This is a genomic window from Xenophilus azovorans DSM 13620, assembly GCF_000745855.1.
Classification (GTDB): Bacteria; Pseudomonadota; Gammaproteobacteria; order Burkholderiales; family Burkholderiaceae_C; genus Xenophilus; species Xenophilus azovorans.
This window is the reverse complement of the sequence record NZ_JQKD01000006.1, coordinates 157,743-175,733: the sequence shown is the minus strand read 5'-3', so window position 1 is coordinate 175,733 and position 17,991 is coordinate 157,743. Positions and strand designations below refer to the sequence as shown.

15 protein-coding genes are annotated in these 17,991 nt (G+C 70.7%); 8 read left to right on the top strand and 7 right to left on the bottom strand.

Features of this window, described 5'->3' with window-relative positions:
• Positions 1-6 precede the first annotated feature (6 nt).
• Together Q392_RS05090 and Q392_RS05085 are read right to left on the bottom strand one after the other, a co-directional pair.
• Positions 7-726, bottom strand: a complete 720-nt coding sequence (locus Q392_RS05090; protein WP_038202383.1) for a 16S rRNA (uracil(1498)-N(3))-methyltransferase — start codon at positions 724-726, stop codon at positions 7-9.
• Positions 727-736: 10 nt separating this feature from the next.
• Entirely contained in the window at positions 737-1,816 is a 1,080-nt protein-coding gene (locus tag Q392_RS05085; protein WP_038202361.1) for an aminoglycoside phosphotransferase family protein, read from the bottom strand.
• A 124-nt stretch (positions 1,817-1,940) separates the two neighbouring features.
• Between Q392_RS05085 and Q392_RS05080 the strand changes: the two genes are divergently transcribed.
• The 3 genes from Q392_RS05080 to rsmA all read left to right on the top strand — a co-directional run bounded on the left by Q392_RS05080 (position 1,941) and on the right by rsmA (position 6,844).
• Positions 1,941-4,463, top strand: a complete 2,523-nt coding sequence (locus Q392_RS05080; protein ID WP_038202358.1) for an LPS-assembly protein LptD — start codon at positions 1,941-1,943, stop codon at positions 4,461-4,463.
• A 34-nt stretch (positions 4,464-4,497) separates the two neighbouring features.
• Positions 4,498-5,910 carry a peptidylprolyl isomerase gene (locus Q392_RS05075; RefSeq protein ID WP_038202343.1) on the top strand — a complete coding sequence of 471 codons (1,413 nt, stop codon included), beginning with the start codon at positions 4,498-4,500 and terminating at the stop codon, positions 5,908-5,910.
• 163 nt (positions 5,911-6,073) lie between these two features.
• A complete protein-coding gene (rsmA, locus tag Q392_RS05070) occupies positions 6,074-6,844 on the top strand; it encodes a 16S rRNA (adenine(1518)-N(6)/adenine(1519)-N(6))-dimethyltransferase RsmA (protein ID WP_038202341.1) in 771 nt (256 codons plus the stop codon).
• A gap of 127 nt (positions 6,845-6,971) precedes the next feature.
• On the opposite strand, the gene Q392_RS34025 is transcribed toward rsmA, so the two are convergent.
• The 4 genes from Q392_RS34025 to Q392_RS05055 form a co-directional block, all read right to left on the bottom strand.
• Positions 6,972-7,103: a hypothetical protein gene (locus Q392_RS34025; protein ID WP_281173390.1), complete on the bottom strand. Its 132-nt coding sequence runs from the start codon at positions 7,101-7,103 to the stop codon at positions 6,972-6,974.
• A 71-nt stretch (positions 7,104-7,174) separates the two neighbouring features.
• Positions 7,175-7,597, bottom strand: a complete 423-nt coding sequence (locus tag Q392_RS05065) for a barstar family protein (RefSeq protein ID WP_038202760.1) — start codon at positions 7,595-7,597, stop codon at positions 7,175-7,177.
• 63 nt (positions 7,598-7,660) lie between these two features.
• Positions 7,661-8,101, bottom strand: coding sequence for a guanyl-specific ribonuclease (locus Q392_RS05060; RefSeq protein ID WP_038202339.1), 441 nt, complete (start codon positions 8,099-8,101; stop codon positions 7,661-7,663).
• Positions 8,102-8,285: 184 nt separating this feature from the next.
• Positions 8,286-10,619, bottom strand: a complete 2,334-nt coding sequence (locus Q392_RS05055; protein ID WP_038202337.1) for an NADP-dependent malic enzyme — start codon at positions 10,617-10,619, stop codon at positions 8,286-8,288.
• Between the two features lie 242 nt (positions 10,620-10,861).
• On the opposite strand from Q392_RS05055, the gene Q392_RS05050 reads away from it, so the two are divergent.
• The 5 genes from Q392_RS05050 (at position 10,862) to Q392_RS05030 (ending at position 16,889) form a co-directional block, all read left to right on the top strand.
• On the top strand, positions 10,862-11,911 hold the full coding sequence (locus tag Q392_RS05050; protein ID WP_038202334.1) for an SPFH domain-containing protein: 1,050 nt from the start codon (positions 10,862-10,864) through the stop codon (positions 11,909-11,911).
• Between the two features lie 6 nt (positions 11,912-11,917).
• The gene (locus Q392_RS05045; RefSeq protein ID WP_038202331.1) at positions 11,918-13,414 is read left to right on the top strand and encodes a DUF4178 domain-containing protein; all 1,497 of its coding nucleotides are present in this window, start codon (positions 11,918-11,920) and stop codon (positions 13,412-13,414) included.
• 30 nt (positions 13,415-13,444) lie between these two features.
• A complete protein-coding gene (locus Q392_RS05040) occupies positions 13,445-13,663 on the top strand; it encodes a DUF350 domain-containing protein (protein WP_038202756.1) in 219 nt (72 codons plus the stop codon).
• A 101-nt stretch (positions 13,664-13,764) separates the two neighbouring features.
• A complete protein-coding gene (locus Q392_RS05035) occupies positions 13,765-15,300 on the top strand; it encodes a polyamine aminopropyltransferase (RefSeq protein ID WP_038202328.1) in 1,536 nt (511 codons plus the stop codon).
• On the top strand, positions 15,300-16,889 hold the full coding sequence (locus Q392_RS05030; protein ID WP_038202326.1) for an FAD-dependent oxidoreductase: 1,590 nt from the start codon (positions 15,300-15,302) through the stop codon (positions 16,887-16,889). Before Q392_RS05035 ends, Q392_RS05030 begins: the two co-directional genes overlap by 1 nt.
• Positions 16,890-16,904: 15 nt before the next feature.
• On the opposite strand, the gene Q392_RS05025 is transcribed toward Q392_RS05030, so the two are convergent.
• On the bottom strand, positions 16,905-17,972 hold the full coding sequence (locus tag Q392_RS05025; RefSeq protein WP_038202313.1) for an aldo/keto reductase: 1,068 nt from the start codon (positions 17,970-17,972) through the stop codon (positions 16,905-16,907).
• Positions 17,973-17,991: the final 19 nt, after the last annotated feature.

The following is a 17,991-nucleotide window of genomic DNA, read 5'->3' as shown; positions in this document are numbered from 1 at the left end:
AGGGGATCAGGAGGCCAGCGCCAGCAGGCCGGCCAGGGCCGCCAGCGGCGCCGTCTCGGCGCGCAGGACGCGCGAGCCCAGCGTCACCGTCTGGAAGCCGCAGGCGCGGGCGGCTGCTTCCTCCTGCGCGTTCAAGCCGCCCTCCGGCCCGCCGAGCACGAGTACCGGGCCGGTGCCGGCGGCCTGCGCCAACGGGCGCGCATCCGGCGAGAAGCCCAGCAGCAGGCGGCCGGCCGGCGGCGCGCCCAGGCCGGCCAGCCAGGCGTCGAGCGGCTGCACCGCATGCACCGGCGGCACGCGGTTGCGCCCGCACTGCTCGCAGGCCGCGACGGCCACCGCCTGCCAGTGCGCCTGCTTCTTCTGCGCGCGCTCGCCCGCCAGGCGCAGCACGCCGTGCGCCGTCAGCAGCGGCTGGATGCTGGCGGCGCCCAGCTCGGCGGCTTTCTCCACCAGCCAGTCCATGCGCTCGTTGGCCGGCATGCCGACGGCCAGGTGCACCTCGCGCGGCGCCTCGCGCTCGACGGGATCGTGGGCACCGACGCGCACCTGCACCTCGCTGCGGCCCATGCGCTCCACCGTGGCCGCGTATTCGCCGCCGCGGCCGTCGAACAGCGTGAGGCCGTCGCCCGGCTGCAGGCGCAGCACCTGCACGTGCCGCGCCGCGCCCGGCGGCAGCGCGAGCGACTGGCCGCCGGCCAGCGCTTCGGGGCAGTGGATGCGCGGCATGGCCCGCGCCCTACATCCGGCCGAAGCTGAAGGCCTCGGTGGTGGCCGTGCCTTCGACCTGGTCCACCAGCCGCAGCAGTGGCGCCAGCTCGCGGTAGCGGCCGGCCGTGGCGCGGATGTAGGCGATGAAGCGCGGCGTGTCGGCCAGGTATTTCGGCTTGCCGTCGCGCAGCGTCAGGCGCGCGAAGATGCCGGCCACCTTGAGGTGGCGCTGCAGGCCCATCCACTCGACGGCGCGGTAGAAGTCGCCGAAGTCATCGTGGACCGGCAGCCCGGCCTTGCGCGCGGCCTGCCAGTAGCGCACGGTGATGTCGAGCACGAAGTCCTCCTCCCAGCTCAGGAAGGCGTCGCGCATCAGGCTGGCGATGTCGTAGGTGATGGGGCCGTAGACGGCGTCCTGGAAGTCCAGCACGCCGATCCGGTCGTCATCGATCATCAGGTTGCGCGGCATGAAGTCGCGGTGTACGTAAGCCGACGGTGCGCTCAGGTTGGCCTCCACGATTTGCGCGAAGGTCCTGTCCAGCGTCTCCTTCACCTTGCCCTCGACCGCGACGCCGCGGTGGCGCGCCAGGTACCAGTCGGGGAAGAGCTGCAGTTCGCGCGTGAGCAGCGCGGCGTCGTAGGGCGGCAGCACACCCGGCTTCGAGGCGCGCTGCCAGCGGATCAGCGCGTCGATGGCCTGCTCGTAGCGGGCGCGGTTGGCCTCGGGCCGTTCGCGGTCGATGAGGTCGAGCATCGTCTGCCGGCCCAGGTCGTCCAGCAGCATGAAGCCGTCGGCCTCGTGCCAGTCCAGCACCTGCGGTGCGGCGACGCCGGCCTCCTTCATGAGCGCCGCCACCTTCACGAAGGGCCGGCTGTCTTCCTTGTCGGGCGGCGCGTCCATCACGATGCGTGCCAGGCCGGGGGTGTCCGTGTCCACCCGCAGGTAGCGGCGGAAGCTGGCGTCGGCCGAGGCCAGGCGCACGGTTTCGGGCCGCAGCCGCTGCGCCGGCGCGATGCGCTCGATCCAGCGGCGGAAGGCCTCGGCGCGGGCCGGGTCGGCCCAGGTCAGGGGGGCGGGCACATCGGCCGGGAGCGGGGAGGCTGTCATGGATAATCGAAATTCTACGAATCCGCCCCGTCCCGCCGGCCGTCGGCGCCCGGCGGAACCCTGCCGCGCATCGGCCGCCAGGGCCGCCCGCCACCGTCGCTTCGAGATTGCTTCTTCCCGACCGATGCACGACCTGACCCGAGCCACCCGGCACCGCCGCACGCCGCCGTGGCCCCTGGCCCTGCTGACGCTTGCGATGCTGCAGGCGCAGGGGGCCTGGGCGCAGTCGCCTGCCGACGCGGACGCGCCGCTGGTGCTCAAGCGCTCGCCCATGCTGCAGGAGCAGATCCCGCGCGCCGAGCGCGGCAGCCGGCCCAGCATCATCGAGGGCGACAAGGTCTCGGGCCGGCCCGACCTGGAAACGGTGGTCGAGGGCAACGCCTCGCTGCGCCGCGGCGACACGGTCATCCACGCCGACCGGCTGGAATACCACCAGCCCGACGACCTGGCCAAGGCCAGCGGCAACGTGCGTGTCAACCAGGCCGGCAACGTCTACGAGGGGCCCAAGCTGGAGCTGAAGGTCGAGACCTTCGAGGGCTTCTTCGACAACGTGCGCTACCAGCTTCTGGCCACCGGCGCGCACGGCGATGCCGACCGCATCGACTTCGTCGACGCCGACCGCGCGATCGCGCGCCACGCCACCTACACCACCTGCCGGCGCGAGGACTACCCGGGCTGGATGCCCGCCTGGTTCCTTAGCGCCGCCAACCTGCGCACCGACAGCGAGGAGAACATCGGCACGGCCGAGAACGCGCAGCTGACCTTCATGGGCATCAGCACGCCGCCGATCCCGAGCGTGAGCTTCCCGCTGAGCAACGAGCGCAAGAGCGGCTTCCTGCCGCCGACCCTGGGCATCGACAGCATCAACGGCCTGGAGCTGGCGCTGCCCTACTACTGGAACATCGCGCCCAACCGCGACGCCACCTTCACGCCGACGGTGATGAGCAAGCGCGGCATCAACCTGTCCAACGAGTTCCGCTACCTCGAGAAGAGCTACAGCGGCGAACTGCGGCTGGACTACATGCCCAGCGACAACCTGCCCGAGAGCCGCCGGGCGGAGGCCGTGACGGAGGCACTGGAGAACGAGAACTACAGCCGCGCCAGCCAGCTCATGGCCGGCAGCGTGCGCCGCTCGCGCTGGGGCCTGTGGGCCAGGCACCGGCACAGCTTCAATGCGCGCGACCTGGGGCTGGATTCGCTCACCGCCAACATCAACCTCAACCGCGTCAGCGACGACGACTACTGGCGCGACTTCAACCGCACGCCCACGCTGATCACGCGGCTGCTGCCCAACGACGCCTCGCTCAACTGGAGCAAGGGGGACTGGAGCGGCCGGGTGCGCACGCTGTCCTACCAGACGCTGCGCTACGACGCCTCGCCGATCGTCCCGCCCTACGACCGGCTGCCCCAGCTCACGGCCAACTACGCCAAGTACGACTGGAACGGCTTCGACTTCACGCTGGGCACCGATCTCACGCGCTTCCGCGCCGACGTGCGCGAACAGGGCCAGCCCAATGCCGACCGCGCCTATGCGCTGGCGCAGTTGAGCCACCCGTTCATCACGCCCGGCGCCTACGTCATCCCCAAGGTGCAGTTGCACGCGGCCAGCTACAGCTTCGATGCGCCGCTGGCCGACGGCCGCACCTCCGCCACCAGCGCCGTGCCCACCTTCAGCGTGGACAGCGGCATGACCTTCGAGCGCGACACCTCGCTGTTCGGCCGCGCCTTCCGCCAGACGCTGGAGCCGCGCGCCTTCTACGTCCACACACCCTACCGCGCACGCCAGAACGCGCTGCCGGTGTACGACACGGCGGCCAACGACTTCAGCTTCGCGACCCTGTTCACCGAGAACGAGTTCTCCGGGCACGACCGCGTCTCGTCCACCCATGCGCTGACCCTGGGCCTGACCTCGCGCCTGCTCGACCCCGACACCGGCGCCGAACTGGCCCGCTTCGGCATCGCCCAGCGCCGGCGCTTCGACGACCAGAATGTCACGCTGTCCAGGCGCGTCGGCCGGATCGGCAGCACCACCGTCGTCACCGCCGGCACCTCGCCGGTGATCGAGCGGGCCAGCGACCTGCTGCTCGGCGCGCAGGTCAACCTGAGCCCCAAGTGGAGCCTGGACACCACCGTCCAGTACAACCCGGACGAGCGCCGCTCCAACCGCAGCACCGTCACCGCCCGCTACACGCCGGGCCCTTACCGTACGCTCAGCGCCTCGTACCGCTACCAGGCCGACCGCATCTCGACCAGCGGCGTGGGCAACGAGTCGATCGACGTGGGCTGGCAGTGGCCGCTGAACGACCTGTGGGGCGACAAGGGCAAGGACCTCGGCCCCGGCCGCGGCCAGGGCGGCGGCCGCTGGTATTCCGTCGGCCGGCTGAACTACAGCCTGCGCGACAAGGTCATGACCGACGCGGTGATCGGCCTCGAGTACGACGGCTGCTGCTACATCGGCCGCGTCGTGCTGGAGAAGATCAGCACCGGCGTCGCCACCTCGACCAAGCGCATCATGTTCCAGATCGAGTTCCTGGGCTTTTCCAGCATCGGCTCCAGCCCGATGCGCACCCTGCAGCTCAACGTGCCGCGCTACCAGCCGCTGCGCGGTCCGATCCCGGCACCCAGCCGCTTCACCAACTATGACTGAGACCACGAGCCGACGGCTCCCGGAGACCCGCGCCATGAAGACTTCCCTGCGCTCCACCCTGGCCATCGCCTGCGCCGCGGCGATGGCATGTGCCGGCCTCGCGCACGCGCAGTCGGGCAGCGCGCCCGCGCGGCGGGGCATCACGGACATCATGCGCTCGGGCCCGGCGGTCGTGCCGCCGGCCGCGCCCCGGCCCGCGCCCGTGCAACGCGGCCAGCGCATCGCCGAATACATCGTGGCGCTGGTCAATTCCGAGCCCATCACCAACACCGAGGTGCAGAAGCGCCTGAACCGCGTGTTGGACGAGGCCGGCCCCGAGGCGCAGCGCATGCCGCGCGAGGTGCTGGCGCGCCAGGTGCTGGAGCAGTTGATCTCCGAGCGCGCCCAGCTGCAGCTGGCCAAGGAACTGGGCATCAAGGCCGACGACGCCGCCGTCGACCAGGGCGTCGAGATCGTGGCCCGCCAGAACCAGGTCGGCGTGGTCGAACTGCAGCGCCGCGTGGCGCAGGCCGGCATCTCGCGCGAGGAGTTCCGCGGCAACATCCGCAACCAGATCATCCTCACCCGGCTGCGCGAGCGCGAACTGGAGTCGCGCACCAAGGTCAGCGATGGCGAGATCGCGCAGTACCTGGCTGCCCAGCAGAGCGGTTCGGCGGCGGCGCAGGACATCAACATCGCCCAGGTGCTGGTGGCCGTGCCCGAGAACGCCGGCGCCGCGCAGGTGGCGCAACTGCAAAGGCGCGCGGAAGACATCGCCCAGCGCGCCCGCGCAGGCCAGGACTTCGCCGCCCTGGTGACCGAGTACTCCGACGCGCCCGACAAGAGCGCCGGCGGCGCGCTCGGCCTGCGCAGCGCCGAGCGCTATCCGCCGCTGTTCGTCGAGGGCACGCAGTCCACGCCGGTGGGCGGCATCGCCGGCCCGGTGCGCTCGCCGGCGGGCTTCCACGTGCTGAAGGTGCTGGCGCGCGAGCGCGGCGCGGCCGCCGACGCCGTGGTGCGCCAGACCCAGTTGCGCCACATCCTCATCCGCCCCGACGCGAAGCGCACCCCCGAGGAGGCCGTGGCGCTGCTGCAGGACTACAAGCGCCGCATCCAGGGCGGCACCGCCGACTTCGCCGCGCTGGCGCGCGACCACTCGCAGGACCCCGGCAGCGCCAAGAACGGCGGCGAGCTGGGCTGGTCGGTGCCCGGCCAGTTCGTGCCCGAGTTCGAGGAGGCGATGGACCGCCTGCAGCCCGGCCAGATCAGCGACCCGGTGGTCACGCGCTTCGGCGTGCACCTGATCCAGGTCGAGGGCCGGCGCGACGCCAAGCTCAAGCCGGAGGAACTGCGCGAGGCGGCCCGCAACACGCTGCGCGACAAGAAGATGGAAGAGGCCTACGAGGCGTGGTCGCAGGAAGTGCGCGCCCGCGCCTACGTCGAGCTGCGCGAACCGCCGCAGATTTGAAAACACCCCCAGTCTCCGCGGACTTCGTTCCGCTCCGCCAACCCCCTCAAGGGGGCACACGCTGCGGCCTGGCAAAGCCAGTTCCGCGCGTGTTCCCGCATGGCCCGCTCCGCGGCCCTCGGAAAGAAGCGGCCCGCCTGGGGTCGCTCGGAGCACCGGCGGCATGAAGGCGCACGCCCCGCGCAAGCGCTTCGGCCAGCACTTCCTGGCCGACCTGGCCATCATCGATGCCATCGTGCGCGCCATCGCGCCGCGCCCCGGTGATCCCATGGTCGAGATCGGGCCGGGGCTGGCCGCGCTGACCCAGCCGCTGGTCGAGCGCCTCGGGCACCTGACGGTCATCGAGCTGGACCGCGACCTCGCCGCGCGGCTGCGTGCGCATCCGCAGCTCGACGTGATCGAGAGCGACGTGCTGCGGGTGGACTTCGGCGCCCTGGCCGACGCGTCGCCCGAGGGCCGGCGGCTGCGCGTGGTCGGCAACCTGCCCTACAACATCTCCACGCCCATCCTGTTCCACCTGCTGCCCTTCGCCGGCCGCATCGCCGACCAGCACTTCATGCTGCAGAAGGAGGTGATCGACCGCATGGTGGCAGCACCCTCGACCGGCGACTACGGCCGCCTGTCCGTCATGCTGCAGTGGCGCTACGAGATGGAGAACATCCTGGCCGTGCCGCCCCAGAGCTTCGACCCGCCGCCCCGGGTGGACAGCGCCGTCGTGCGCATGGTGCCGTGGGCGCAGCCGGCGGCGGTGGACGTGGCCGTGCTCGAGCCGCTGGTGCAGGCCGCCTTCAGCCAGCGTCGCAAGCTGCTGCGCCACAGCCTCGGCCGCTGGCTCGAGACGCGCGGCTACACGGGCGACTTCGACCTGCAGCGCCGCGCCGAGGAAGTGCCTGTGGCCGAGTACGTGGCCTTGGCCCAAGCTGCAGGCGAATAGGTATTGCGCGGCAAGTGCCGCGCCCCCAGTGAAGCGAAGCGCAACGGGCCGAAAGCAAAAAGGCCGGGGTCTCCCCGGCCTTTTTATCTGGCTGGACAACTTCAAGACGCAAAGCGTCTTGAAGTTTTCAGGCTGCCGACAGCCAATAGCTGCTGTTGAAGGGGCTGCTCATGCGCAGCGCCAGCGGCGACACGTCCACCAGCTTGTCGGTGGGCATCTTCTCCGCGGCGGGGTCCGCCTCCAGAGGGATGCCGTTCACGGCGGCGCCCTGCGCGCCTGCCACCTGGGCCTCGTTCGCCCGTTCCGCTTGGCCTGCTTGTGCGGAACGGGCTACAGAAAAGAATAGAAGCATCGGAAGGGTACCTTGCGGTCCCCCCAGTAGTCCGCCGCATCCCGGAAGATGTCCAGCAGTTGCTCGCGCGCTTCCTTGTCGAACTTGGCCGTGGCCGGGATCTGCTCCAGCACCACCACGAAGCCCGGCTGCGGGCCCGACTTGTGCAGCGGGTCGGTCATGCAGTCGTACAGCGCGTCGAAGTTCTTGCCGAAGTGGGCCGGGAACATGAACTGCTGCGCGATCAGGTCGAGCACGTCCTGCTTGCTCTGGGCATTGGCCAGGTTGGCGTACAGGAAGTGCTGGCCAGCCGCCTGCGCGGCCTCCTGCAGGTCGCTCACGCGAAAGGCGCGGATCGACTGCACGATGTTCGGCCGCACGCCCCGAAGGGGCTGCTGATTCATCTCCGTCTTGGTTTCCATGGTGATCAACGAAAAATCTCCCGGACGCGTCGGTGCGTCACCCCTGCCGACGAAGACCGTGCCTCATGGAACGATCTTCCTGAAACTCGCATAGTGGTCCGCGGTGTACCAGCAGGCCTCGGGCTGCGCCGGACGGCCGCCGCAGACGATGCGGCGGGCGCCGCGATGGCGAACCCCGGGCGTGGGGACCGTGTACTCGCGGTAGTGGCCGCGCCGCTCCCTGGGAAGCAGCCGCTCGCGGTTGCCGAACACCGTGCCGTCCTTGTCGTGGCGGAACGGGCCGCCGGCGAGGATGGTCCGGTAGGTCTGCCGGCCCTGCTCGGGCAGCTCCGCCAGCGTGATCGAACGCGCCCGGCTTTCAGCCGCCGCTACCACGCCACCACCTGCCGTCTCCCGCGCCGAGGCGTCCAGGCCACCTGCCATCCCCGCCCAGACGGTCGCCACGAAAACGCCAGTAAGCGCTAACTTGGATACCGAAAAAGAACGCGGGGCGGTTGCCGCCATGGTTGCTGCCATCAAGGCGCGAAAGGCTGAAGATGCGGGCTTTGACTTACGGGTTAACCCGCAAACTCAAGCCCGCCAGTGTGCATCAGGCCTGCCCAAAAAGCAAGCGCCTGCCCAAGGATTGGGCAGGTGCCAGGGGGCGCCGCCGTGCAGATAAGTTAGCGCACGCTGTCGGCGTAGGCCTTCAGCGGTCGGCGTTGGCGTCGGCCACCGTGAGGGCGGCCATGTTCACGATGCGCCTCACAGTGGCGCTGGCCGTGAGAATGTGCACAGGTTTGGCCGCACCGAGCAGCACCGGCCCGATGGCGATGTTGCCGCCCGCCGCCGTCTTCAGCAGGTTGTAGGCGATGTTGGCGGCGTCGATGTTGGGGAAGACCAGCAGGTTGGCGTCTCCCGCCAGGGCGCTGTGGGGCATGACGGCCATGCGCTGGCGGCCGTCGAGGGCCACGTCGCCGTGCATCTCGCCGTCCACCTCCAACCAGGGCGACTGGACGCGCAGCAGCTCCAGCGTGCGCCGCATCTTCAGCGCGCTGGGATGCTCGCTGGTGCCGAAGTTGGAATGCGACAGCAGCGCCGCCTTGGGCTTGAGGCCGAAGCGCATCATCTCCTCGGCGGCCATGGTGGTGATCTCGGCCAGTTCCTCGGGGGTCGGGTCGTAGTTGACGTGGGTGTCGACCAGGAAGACCTGGCGCTCGGGCAGCATCAGGCCGTTCATGCAGGCGTAGATGGGCACGTCCTGCGGGGTGCTGGCGCTGCCGCCGGGGCGCTTGCCGATCACCTGGTCGATGTAGTGCAGGTGGTTGGCGGTGGTGCCCCAGGTGCCGCAAATCAGGCCGTCCACCTCGCCCTTGTGCAGCATCATGGCGCCGATCAGCGTCAGGCGCCGGCGCATCTCGATCTTGGCCACCTGCATGGTGATGCCCTTGCGCTCGGTCATGCGGTGGTAGGTCTGCCAGAAGTCGCGGTAGCGCTCGTCGAAGTCGGTGTTGACGACGTCGTAGTCGCGCCCCTCCTGCAGGCGCAGGCCAAACTTCTCGACGCGCTGCGCGATGATGGCCGGCCGCCCGATCAGTGTGGGCCGGGCGATGCCCTCGTCCACCACGATCTGGCAGGCGCGCAGCACGCGCTCCTCCTCGCCCTCGGCGAAGGCCACGCGTTTCTTGGCGGCGCGCTTGGCGGCGTCGAAGATGGGCTTCATCGTCGTGCCGGAGGCATAGACGAAGTTCTGCAGCTTGTCGCGGTAGGCGTCCAGGTCCTTGATCGGGCGCGCGGCCACGCCGCTGGCCTCGGCCGCCTTGGCGACCGCGGGCGCGATCTTCATCATCAGCCGCGGGTCGAAGGGCTTGGGGATCAGGTATTCGGGGCCGAAGCTGAGCTTCTCGCCCACATAGGCGGCGGCCACCTTCTCGCTCTGCTCGGCCTGCGCCAGGTCGGCGATGGCGTGCACCGCGGCGATCTCCATCTCGTCGGTGATGGTGGTCGCGCCGCAGTCCAGTGCGCCGCGGAAGATGTAGGGGAAGCACAGGACGTTGTTGACCTGGTTCGGGTAGTCGGTGCGCCCCGTGGCCATGATCACGTCGCCGCGCACGCCGTGCGCCGCCTCCGGCATGATCTCCGGGTTGGGGTTGGCCAGCGCGAAGATCACCGGGTGGGCGGCCATCTTGGCCACCATCTCGGGCTTGAGCACGTTGCCGGCCGACAGGCCCAGGAACACGTCGGCGCCCTCGATCACCTCGCCCAGCGTGCGCGCCTCGGTCTTCTGCGCGAACTGGGCCTTGTCATCGTCCATCAGCTCGGTGCGGCCCTCGTAGACCACGCCGGCCAGGTCGGTCACGTAGACGTTCCCGCGCTTGAGGCCCACCTTCAGCAGCAGGTTCAGGCAGGCCAGGGCCGCCGCGCCGGCGCCGGAGGCGACCAGCTTGACCTGGCCGATGTCCTTGCCCGCCACCTTCAGCGCGTTGACCATCGCCGCGGCCACGGTGATGGCGGTGCCGTGCTGGTCGTCGTGGAAGACCGGGATCTTCATGCGCTTGCGCAGCTCGCGCTCGACGTAGAAGCAGTCCGGCGCCTTGATGTCTTCGAGGTTGATGGCGCCGAAGGTGGGCTCCAGCGCGGCGATCACCTCGACCAGCTTCTTCGGGTCCTTCTCGTCGATCTCGATGTCGAACACGTCGACGCCGGCGAACTTCTTGAACAGGAAGCCCTTGCCCTCCATCACCGGCTTGGAGGCCAGCGGGCCGATGTCGCCCAGGCCCAGCACGGCGGTGCCGTTGCTGATGACGGCCACCAGGTTGCCGCGGGCGGTGTACTTGAAGGCGTTGGCCGGGTCCTTGACGATCTCCTCGCAGGGCGCGGCCACGCCGGGCGAGTAGGCCAGCGACAGGTCGCGCTGGTTGAGCATCTGCTTGGTGGCCGAGATGGCGATCTTGCCGGGCACCGGCAGCTCGTGATAGGCGAGCGCGGCGCTGCGCAACTGGGCGCGCTTGTCTTCGGCGCTCAGGTTCTGGGACTCGGACATGGAAGGCGGCTCCTTGGATCCCCGTGTGGGCGCTCGCATGCGGTGGGCTCGATGGCCGGCGCGCGGGGTTGTCTGTCGTGTCGAAAAGGGGCGCCGATTGTAGGACGCGGCCTTGCGGCATGCCGCTGCCGCTTGCGCATGAGGCCATGCATGCCATAGGCCGCATGGCCGGGCGGGGCGGGCGCCGCGGCTATGGCAATATCCCCGTCCCATCCCACCCCGCCGAGCGAGGAGCGCGCACCATGGCCCTGATGGATTTCATCAAGAAGCAGTTCATCGACATCATCCAGTGGACGGAGACCGGCGACGGCACGCTCGCCTGGCGCTTCCCGATGCAGGAAATGGAGATCCAGAACGGCGCCTCGCTCACCGTGCGCGAGTCGCAGATGGCGGTGTTCGTCAACGAGGGGCAGGTGGCCGACGTCTTCGGCCCCGGCATGTACAAGCTGACGACGCAGACGCTGCCGGTCCTCACCTACCTGAAGAACTGGGACAAGCTCTTCGAGTCTCCCTTCAAGAGCGACGTCTACTTCTTCAGCACCCGCCAGCAGGTCGACCAGAAGTGGGGCACGCCGCAGCCCATCACCATCCGCGACAAGGACTTCGGCGCCGTGCGGCTGCGCGCCTTCGGCAACTACGCCTTCCGCGTCGCCGACCCGAAGCTGTTCCACACCGAGATCTCCGGCACGCGCGACACCTACACCGTGGCCGACCTCGACGGCCAGCTGCGCGGCCTGGTGCTGCAGAACATCAGCAATGCCATCGCCGCCAGCGGCGTGCCCTTCCTGGACCTCGCGGCCAACCAGATCCAGTTCGCCAACGCGCTGATGGCGCAGCTGAACCCCGAGTTCGGCAAGATCGGCCTGAAGCTGGAGGCGATGACGGTGCAGAACGTCTCGCTGCCCGAGGAGCTGCAGAAGATCCTCGACCAGCGCATCGGCATGGGCATGGTCGGCAACGACATGGGCAAGTTCATGCAGTACCAGACGGCGCAGGCGATCCCGAAGTTCGCCGAGGGCGCCGGCCAGGGCGGCAGCGGCATCGCGGGCGACGCGATGGGCCTGGGCGCCGGCGTGGCGCTGGGCCAGGTGCTGGCGCAGAACCTCGCGCAGGGCCTGAACCCGCAGGCCGCCGCGCAGGCGGCCGTGGCGGCGGCGGCCCCGGTGGCCGCGGTGAGTGCCAGCGACGTGATGGCCACGCTGGAGAAGCTGGGCGAGCTCAAGGACAAGGGCATCCTGACGCAGGAGGAGTTCGACGCCAAGAAGGCCGAGCTCCTGAAGAAACTCGTCTAGGCATTGATGACCGAGGACAGCGGCAGCCAGCGCCACTACCGGGCGCCCTGCCCCGGCTGCGGCGCGCCGGTGGAATTCCGCTCGGCGCAGTCGGCCTTCGCCGTCTGCCCCTACTGCCAGAGCACCGTCGCGCGGCAGGGCGAGCAGCTTGCGCGCATCGGCAAGATGGCGGAGCTGTTCGACGACTTCAGCCCGCTGCAGCTCTTCGCCACCGGGCGCATCCAGGACAAGCCCTTCACCCTCGTCGGCCGCCTGCAGTACGCCTACGAGGGCGGGCGCTGGACGGAGTGGATCGCGCAGCTCGACGGCGAGGGCGAGGACCGCATCGGCGTGCTCAGCGAGGACAACGGCGCCTTCGTCTTCTCGCTGCCCTACCCGCTGCAGCGCCCGGCGCCCGCGGCCGACAGCCTGCGCGTGGGCGTCACCACCGCCATCGACGGGCGCCCCTTCACCACCGCGTCGAGCCAGGAGGCGCGGCTGGTCTCCGCCCAGGGCGAGCTGCCGCGCCTGCCCGCCCTCGGCCAGCCCTTCCGCGTGGTGGAGCTGCGCAACGAGCAGGGGCTGGTGCTCAGCCTGGAATACGACAGCGACCCGCCCGGCGCGTGGCTGGGCCGCTCGGTGCAGCTGGACGAGCTGCAGCTGACCGGCCTGCGCGCCGAGTCGGCGAAGGAAGACAAGGGCCGCAGCTTCACCTGCCCGAACTGCGGCTCGCCGGTCACGCTCCACCTGGCCGACACCAAGAGCGTCACCTGCCCGCAGTGCAGCAGCATCATCGACACCAGCAGCGGCATCGGCGGCGAGCTGAAGTACGCCACCCAGCGCGAGCCGGTGCGGCCGCTGATCGACCTGGGCGCGACGGGCCAGCTCGAAGGCGCGCCGTGGCAGGTGGTCGGCTTCCAGCACCGCATGGGCCAGGAGCCCGGCGACGACGAGCAGTTCGGCTGGGACGAGTACCTGCTCTACAACAGGAAGCGCGGTTTCCTCTTCCTGGTCGACGCGGAGGACGGCTGGAGCGCCGTGCGCCCGACCACCGGCGCGCCGACCCTCGCGCAGAGCGGCCAGACGGCCCGCTACCTGGGCCGCACCTACCGCCAGCAGTACGCCTACGAGGCCGAGACCACCTACGTGCTCGGCGAGTTCTACTGGCAGGTGGCGCGCGGCCAGAAGACCAGCAACCGCGACTACGCCGACGGCAAGGGCGGCATCCTCTCGATGGAGCGCGGCGATGGCGAGATCACCTGGTCGCACGGCAGCAAGATCGACAGCGCGGCGGTGGCGGCGGCCTTCAAGCTCGACGCGAAGAAGGACCTGTTCCGGCGCGCCGACGCCTCGCCTGTGAGCGCGGCCTCCGGGCTGGGCTGCGGCACCATCATCGTGATCGCGGTGATCATCATCTTCCTGATGATCGTCCTGTCCACCTGCACCAGTTCGTCCGGCGGCAGCGGCTACCGCAGCTCGGGCGGTTCGTACGGCGGCTACTCCAGCGGCGGAGGCCACAAGTGAGCGCAACAACTTTTTCCGGAGGTCCTCATGATGGGATTTGAATGGCTCAAGCCGGCGGTGATCCTCGGGTCGCTGCTGTACGCCGTCATCGGCGTGGTGGTGTTCTGGGTGTGCTTCCTCATCATCGACAAGCTCACGCCGGTCGACCTGTGGGCCGAGATCGTCGAGAAGCAGAACAAGGCGCTGGGCATGGTGGTGGCCGCCATGTGCCTGGGCATTTCCATCATCGTCGCCGCGGCGATTCATTGAGCCCCCCAGCTTTTCCTGCCGCTGCGCGGCATGGAACGCCACCCCCGAGGGGGAGGCGCGGCCGCCTTGGGGCGGCCCGGCGGCGGGCGCATGAGCTTTTCATGACCGCCGCCGTCCGCGCCGGCCCCTCCCCCGTCGCAGTCGCCCTGCTGGCCAGCGTCTTCGTCGTCGCCGCCTGCGGGCTGGTGTACGAGCTGGCGGCGGCGGCGCTCAGCTCCTACCTGCTGGGCGACTCGGTGCTGCAGTTCAGCACCATCATCGGCACCTACCTGTTCGCCATGGGCGTGGGCTCGTGGCTGTCGCGCTGGTTCGAGCGGCAGCTGCCGGCGCACTTCCTGCGCATCGAGCTGCTGGTGGCGCTGGCCGGCGGCTTCCTGCCGGCGCTGCTGTTCATCGCCAACGCCTACGTGCCCGACGCCTTCCGGCTGCTGCTGTACGGCATGGTGATGATGGTGGGCATGCTGGTGGGGCTGGAGATCCCGCTGGTCATGCGCATCCTGCGGCGCGACATCCAGCTCAAGGACCTGGTCTCGCAGGTGCTCACCTTCGACTACCTCGGCGCGCTGGCGGTGTCGGTGGCCTTCCCGCTGGTGCTGGTGCCGCAGCTGGGCATGATCCGCACCGGCCTGCTGTTCGGGCTGATGAACGCGGCGGTGGGCGTGTGGGCCCTGTGGCTGTTCCGGCACGAGCTGCGGCGGCTGCCGGCGCACGCGCTGGCCTGCGGCCTCACGCTGGCCGCGCTGGGCACCGCCTTCGTGTTCTCCGAGCGCATCACCACGCTGGCCGAAGACCGCTTCTACCAGGACCGCATCGTCTTCGCCGCCAGCTCGCCCTACCAGCGCATCGTCGTCACGCGCGGCGGCGCGGGGCACCGGCTGTTCCTCAACGGCAACCTGCAGTTCGCCGAGCGCGACGAGTACCGCTACCACGAGGCGCTGGTGCATCCGGTGATGGCGGCGCAGGGCGCGCCGAAGAAGGTGGCGGTACTCGGCGGCGGCGACGGCATGGCGGTGCGCGAAGTGCTCAAGTACCCCTCGGTGGAACAGGTCACGCTGGTCGAGCTGGACCCGAACATGACGCGGCTGTTCACCGAGCACGAGACGCTGGCCGCGCTGAACGGCCATTCGCTCGCCTCGCCCAAGGTGAAGGTCGTCAACACCGACGCTTTCCGGTGGTTGCAGGAAGATGGCGAGCTTTTCGACGTGGTGATCGTCGACTTCCCCGACCCCACCAACTTCGCCATCGGCAAGCTCTTCACCAACAGCTTCTACGCGCTGCTCGACAAACGCCTCGCGGCCAGCGGCTACGCGGTGATCCAGACCACCTCGCCGCTGGTGGCGCGCAGGAGCTTCTGGACGGTGGTGCAGACGGTGGAGTCGGTGGGCCTCACGGCCACGCCCTACCACGCGCACGTGCCCAGCTTCGGCGAATGGGGCTTCGTCATCACCAGCCGCCGTCCCTGGCGCCTGCCCGAGGCCCTGCCGCCGGGCCTGCGCTTCCTCTCGGCGCAGACGCTGCCGCTGCTGTTCGACTTCCCCCGCGACATGGACCGCGTGCCGGCCGAGGTCAACCGCCTGTCGAACCAGGTGCTGGTGACGACCTACGAGCAGGAGTGGGGCAAGGTCGTGGGGCACTGATGCGCCGCCGCGACTTCCTCGGTGCCGGCGCGGGCGCCCTCGCGCTGGCCGGCTGCGACGCGCCGCCCGGCATCGAGGGCGGCTTCACCGGCATCGACGTCACGCGCGGCCATGCGCTGCGCGACGGCCGCTGGCGCGATGCGGCGCCGGCCGAGACGCGCCGCACGCGCGTCGTCATCGCCGGCGGCGGCGTGGCGGGGCTGGCGGCGGCGCGGGCGCTGCGGCTGGCCGGCGTCGACGACTTCGCGCTGCTCGAACTGGAGGACGAGGCCGGCGGCAACGCGCGCGGCGGGCGCGTCGGCGGCCTCGCCTGCCCGCTCGGCGCGCACTACCTGCCCACGCCGGGCGACGACGCGCACGAGGTGCAGGACCTGCTGGAGGAACTGGGCCTGCGCCGGCGCGTGGCCGGCCGCTGGGAATACGACGAGCGCCACCTGTGCCACAGCCCGCAGGAGCGCCTGTTCTTCCGCGGCGAATGGCAGGACGGCCTGCTGCCTCTGCACGGCGTGGACGAGGCCACGCTCGCGCAGTACCGCCGCTTCGCGCAGCGCGTGGACGCACTGCGCCGCGCCGCGCACTTCGCCATCCCGACGCTGCGCGCGCCGCTGGCGCCCCTGCTGCTCGAACTCGACGCCCTGCCCTTCGCCGCGTGGCTGGACCGCGAGGGCCTGTCCGACCCGCACCTGCGCTGGTACCTCGACTACTGCTGCCGCGACGACTACGGCGCCGGCATCGCGCACGTCTCGGCCTGGGCCGGCATCCACTACTTCGCCAGCCGCCACGGCTTCCACGCGCCGGGCGAGGACGACGACGGCGAGCGCGACGCCGTGCTCACCTGGCCCGAAGGCAACGGCTGGCTCACCCGCCGCCTGGCCGCGCCGCTGGGCGAGCGGCTGCATGCCGGCCAGGTGGCCGTGCGCATCGCCGAGGTGCGCGGCGGCGTCGAGGTCGATGCGTGGGACGCGCGCGCGCAGCGCCTCGTGCGCTGGCAGGCCGCGCAGGCCGTCGTCGCCCTGCCCGTCTTCGTCGCCGCGCGCATCGTCGAGGGTGCGCCGCCCTTCCTGCGCGAGGCCGCGGCCCGGGTGCGGCACGCGCCCTGGCTGGTCGCCAACGTGCACCTGCGCGCGCCGCTGCAGGACCGCCCCGGCGCCGCGCCGAGCTGGGACAACGTGGTGTACGGCGCGCGCGGCCTGGGCTACGTGGACGCCAACCACCAGGCGCTGGACCCGACGCCGCGCGCCACCGTCCTGAGCTGGTACCGGCCGCTGGGCCCCAGCGCCTTCGACGGCGCGGACGCGGCCGAGGGCCGCCGGCGGCTGCTCGATGCGCCCTGGACCGCCTGGCGCGACGAGCTGCTGGCCGAACTCGCCGTGCCGCACCCGGACCTGCCGCGCCTGGCGACGCGCATCGAGATCACCCGCTACGGCCATGCAATGGCGATGCCCACACCCGGGCTGCTGGCGCGCATCGGCGGCCTGCCGCACCGGGCCGGCCGCCTCCTGTTCGCGCATGCCGACTGGTCGGGCTACTCGATCTTCGAGGAGGCGTTCACGCGCGGGCACCTGGCCGGCACGCTCGCCGCGGCCTGAGGCATCGGCCGGGCCCTACGCGCCGGTGCGAACCCGCGTGCCGCCGAAGATGTTGTTGCGCGGCACCGGCAGCCGGATGAAGTCGTGCGGGAAGCCCTGCGGCACGGCGCTCGCGGCATCCAGGCGGCGCAGCTCTTCGTCGCCCAGTTGCAGTTCCAGCGCGCCCAGGTTGTCCTCGAACTGCGCCAGCGTGCGCGCGCCCACGATCGGGATGGCGCCGCGCCCCGGCCGCTGCAGCAGCCAGGCCAGCGCCACCTGCGCCGGCGAGCGGCCCAGCGCCTGCGCGACGGCCTTCACCGTCTCGGCGATGTCCAGGTTGCGCTCGCTGAGCATGTCGTGCGTCAGTGCCACCTGCTGGCGCGTGCCGCGCACGGTGAGCGACTGCGCATCGCCCTGCGCCAGCGCGGCGCGGTCGTACTTGCCGGCCAGCACGCCCATGCCCAGCGGCGACCACGCCGTCACGCCCAGGCCCAGCGCCTCGGCCATCGGCACCAAGTCGCGCTCGACCGTGCGCTGCACCAGGCTGTACTCGACCTGCAGCGCCACCAGCGGCGTCCAGCCGCGCAGCGCGGCCAGCGTCTGCATGCGCGCCACCTGCCAGGCCGGCGTGTCGGAGATGCCGGCGTACAGCAGCTTGCCCTGGCGCACCAGGTCGTCGAAGCCGCGCATCACCTCCTCCACCGGCGTGGTGCCGTCCCAGATGTGCAGGTACAGCAGGTCGATGTAGTCGGTGCCCAGGCGCTTCAGGCTTTCCTCGACCGCGCGCACCAGGCTCTTGCGGTGGTTGCCGCCGCCGTTGGGGTCGCCCGGGTGCAGGTTCAGCGAGTACTTGGTCGCCAGCACCAGCCGGTCGCGCCGGCCGGCGGCGAAGCGGCCCAGCAGCGCCTCGCTGCTGCCGCCGGTGTAGAAGTTGGCGGTGTCGACGAAGTTGCCGCCGCGCTCGACGTACAGGTCGAAGATGCTGCGCGCCTCGCCCTCGTCGGCGCCCCAGCCCCAGTCGGTGCCGAAGGTCATCGTGCCCAGCGCCAGCGGGCTCACGCGCAGGCCGCTCGCGCCCAGCGTCAGGTAGTCGGTCAGTTCCATGGTGCGGTCCTTTCGGGAA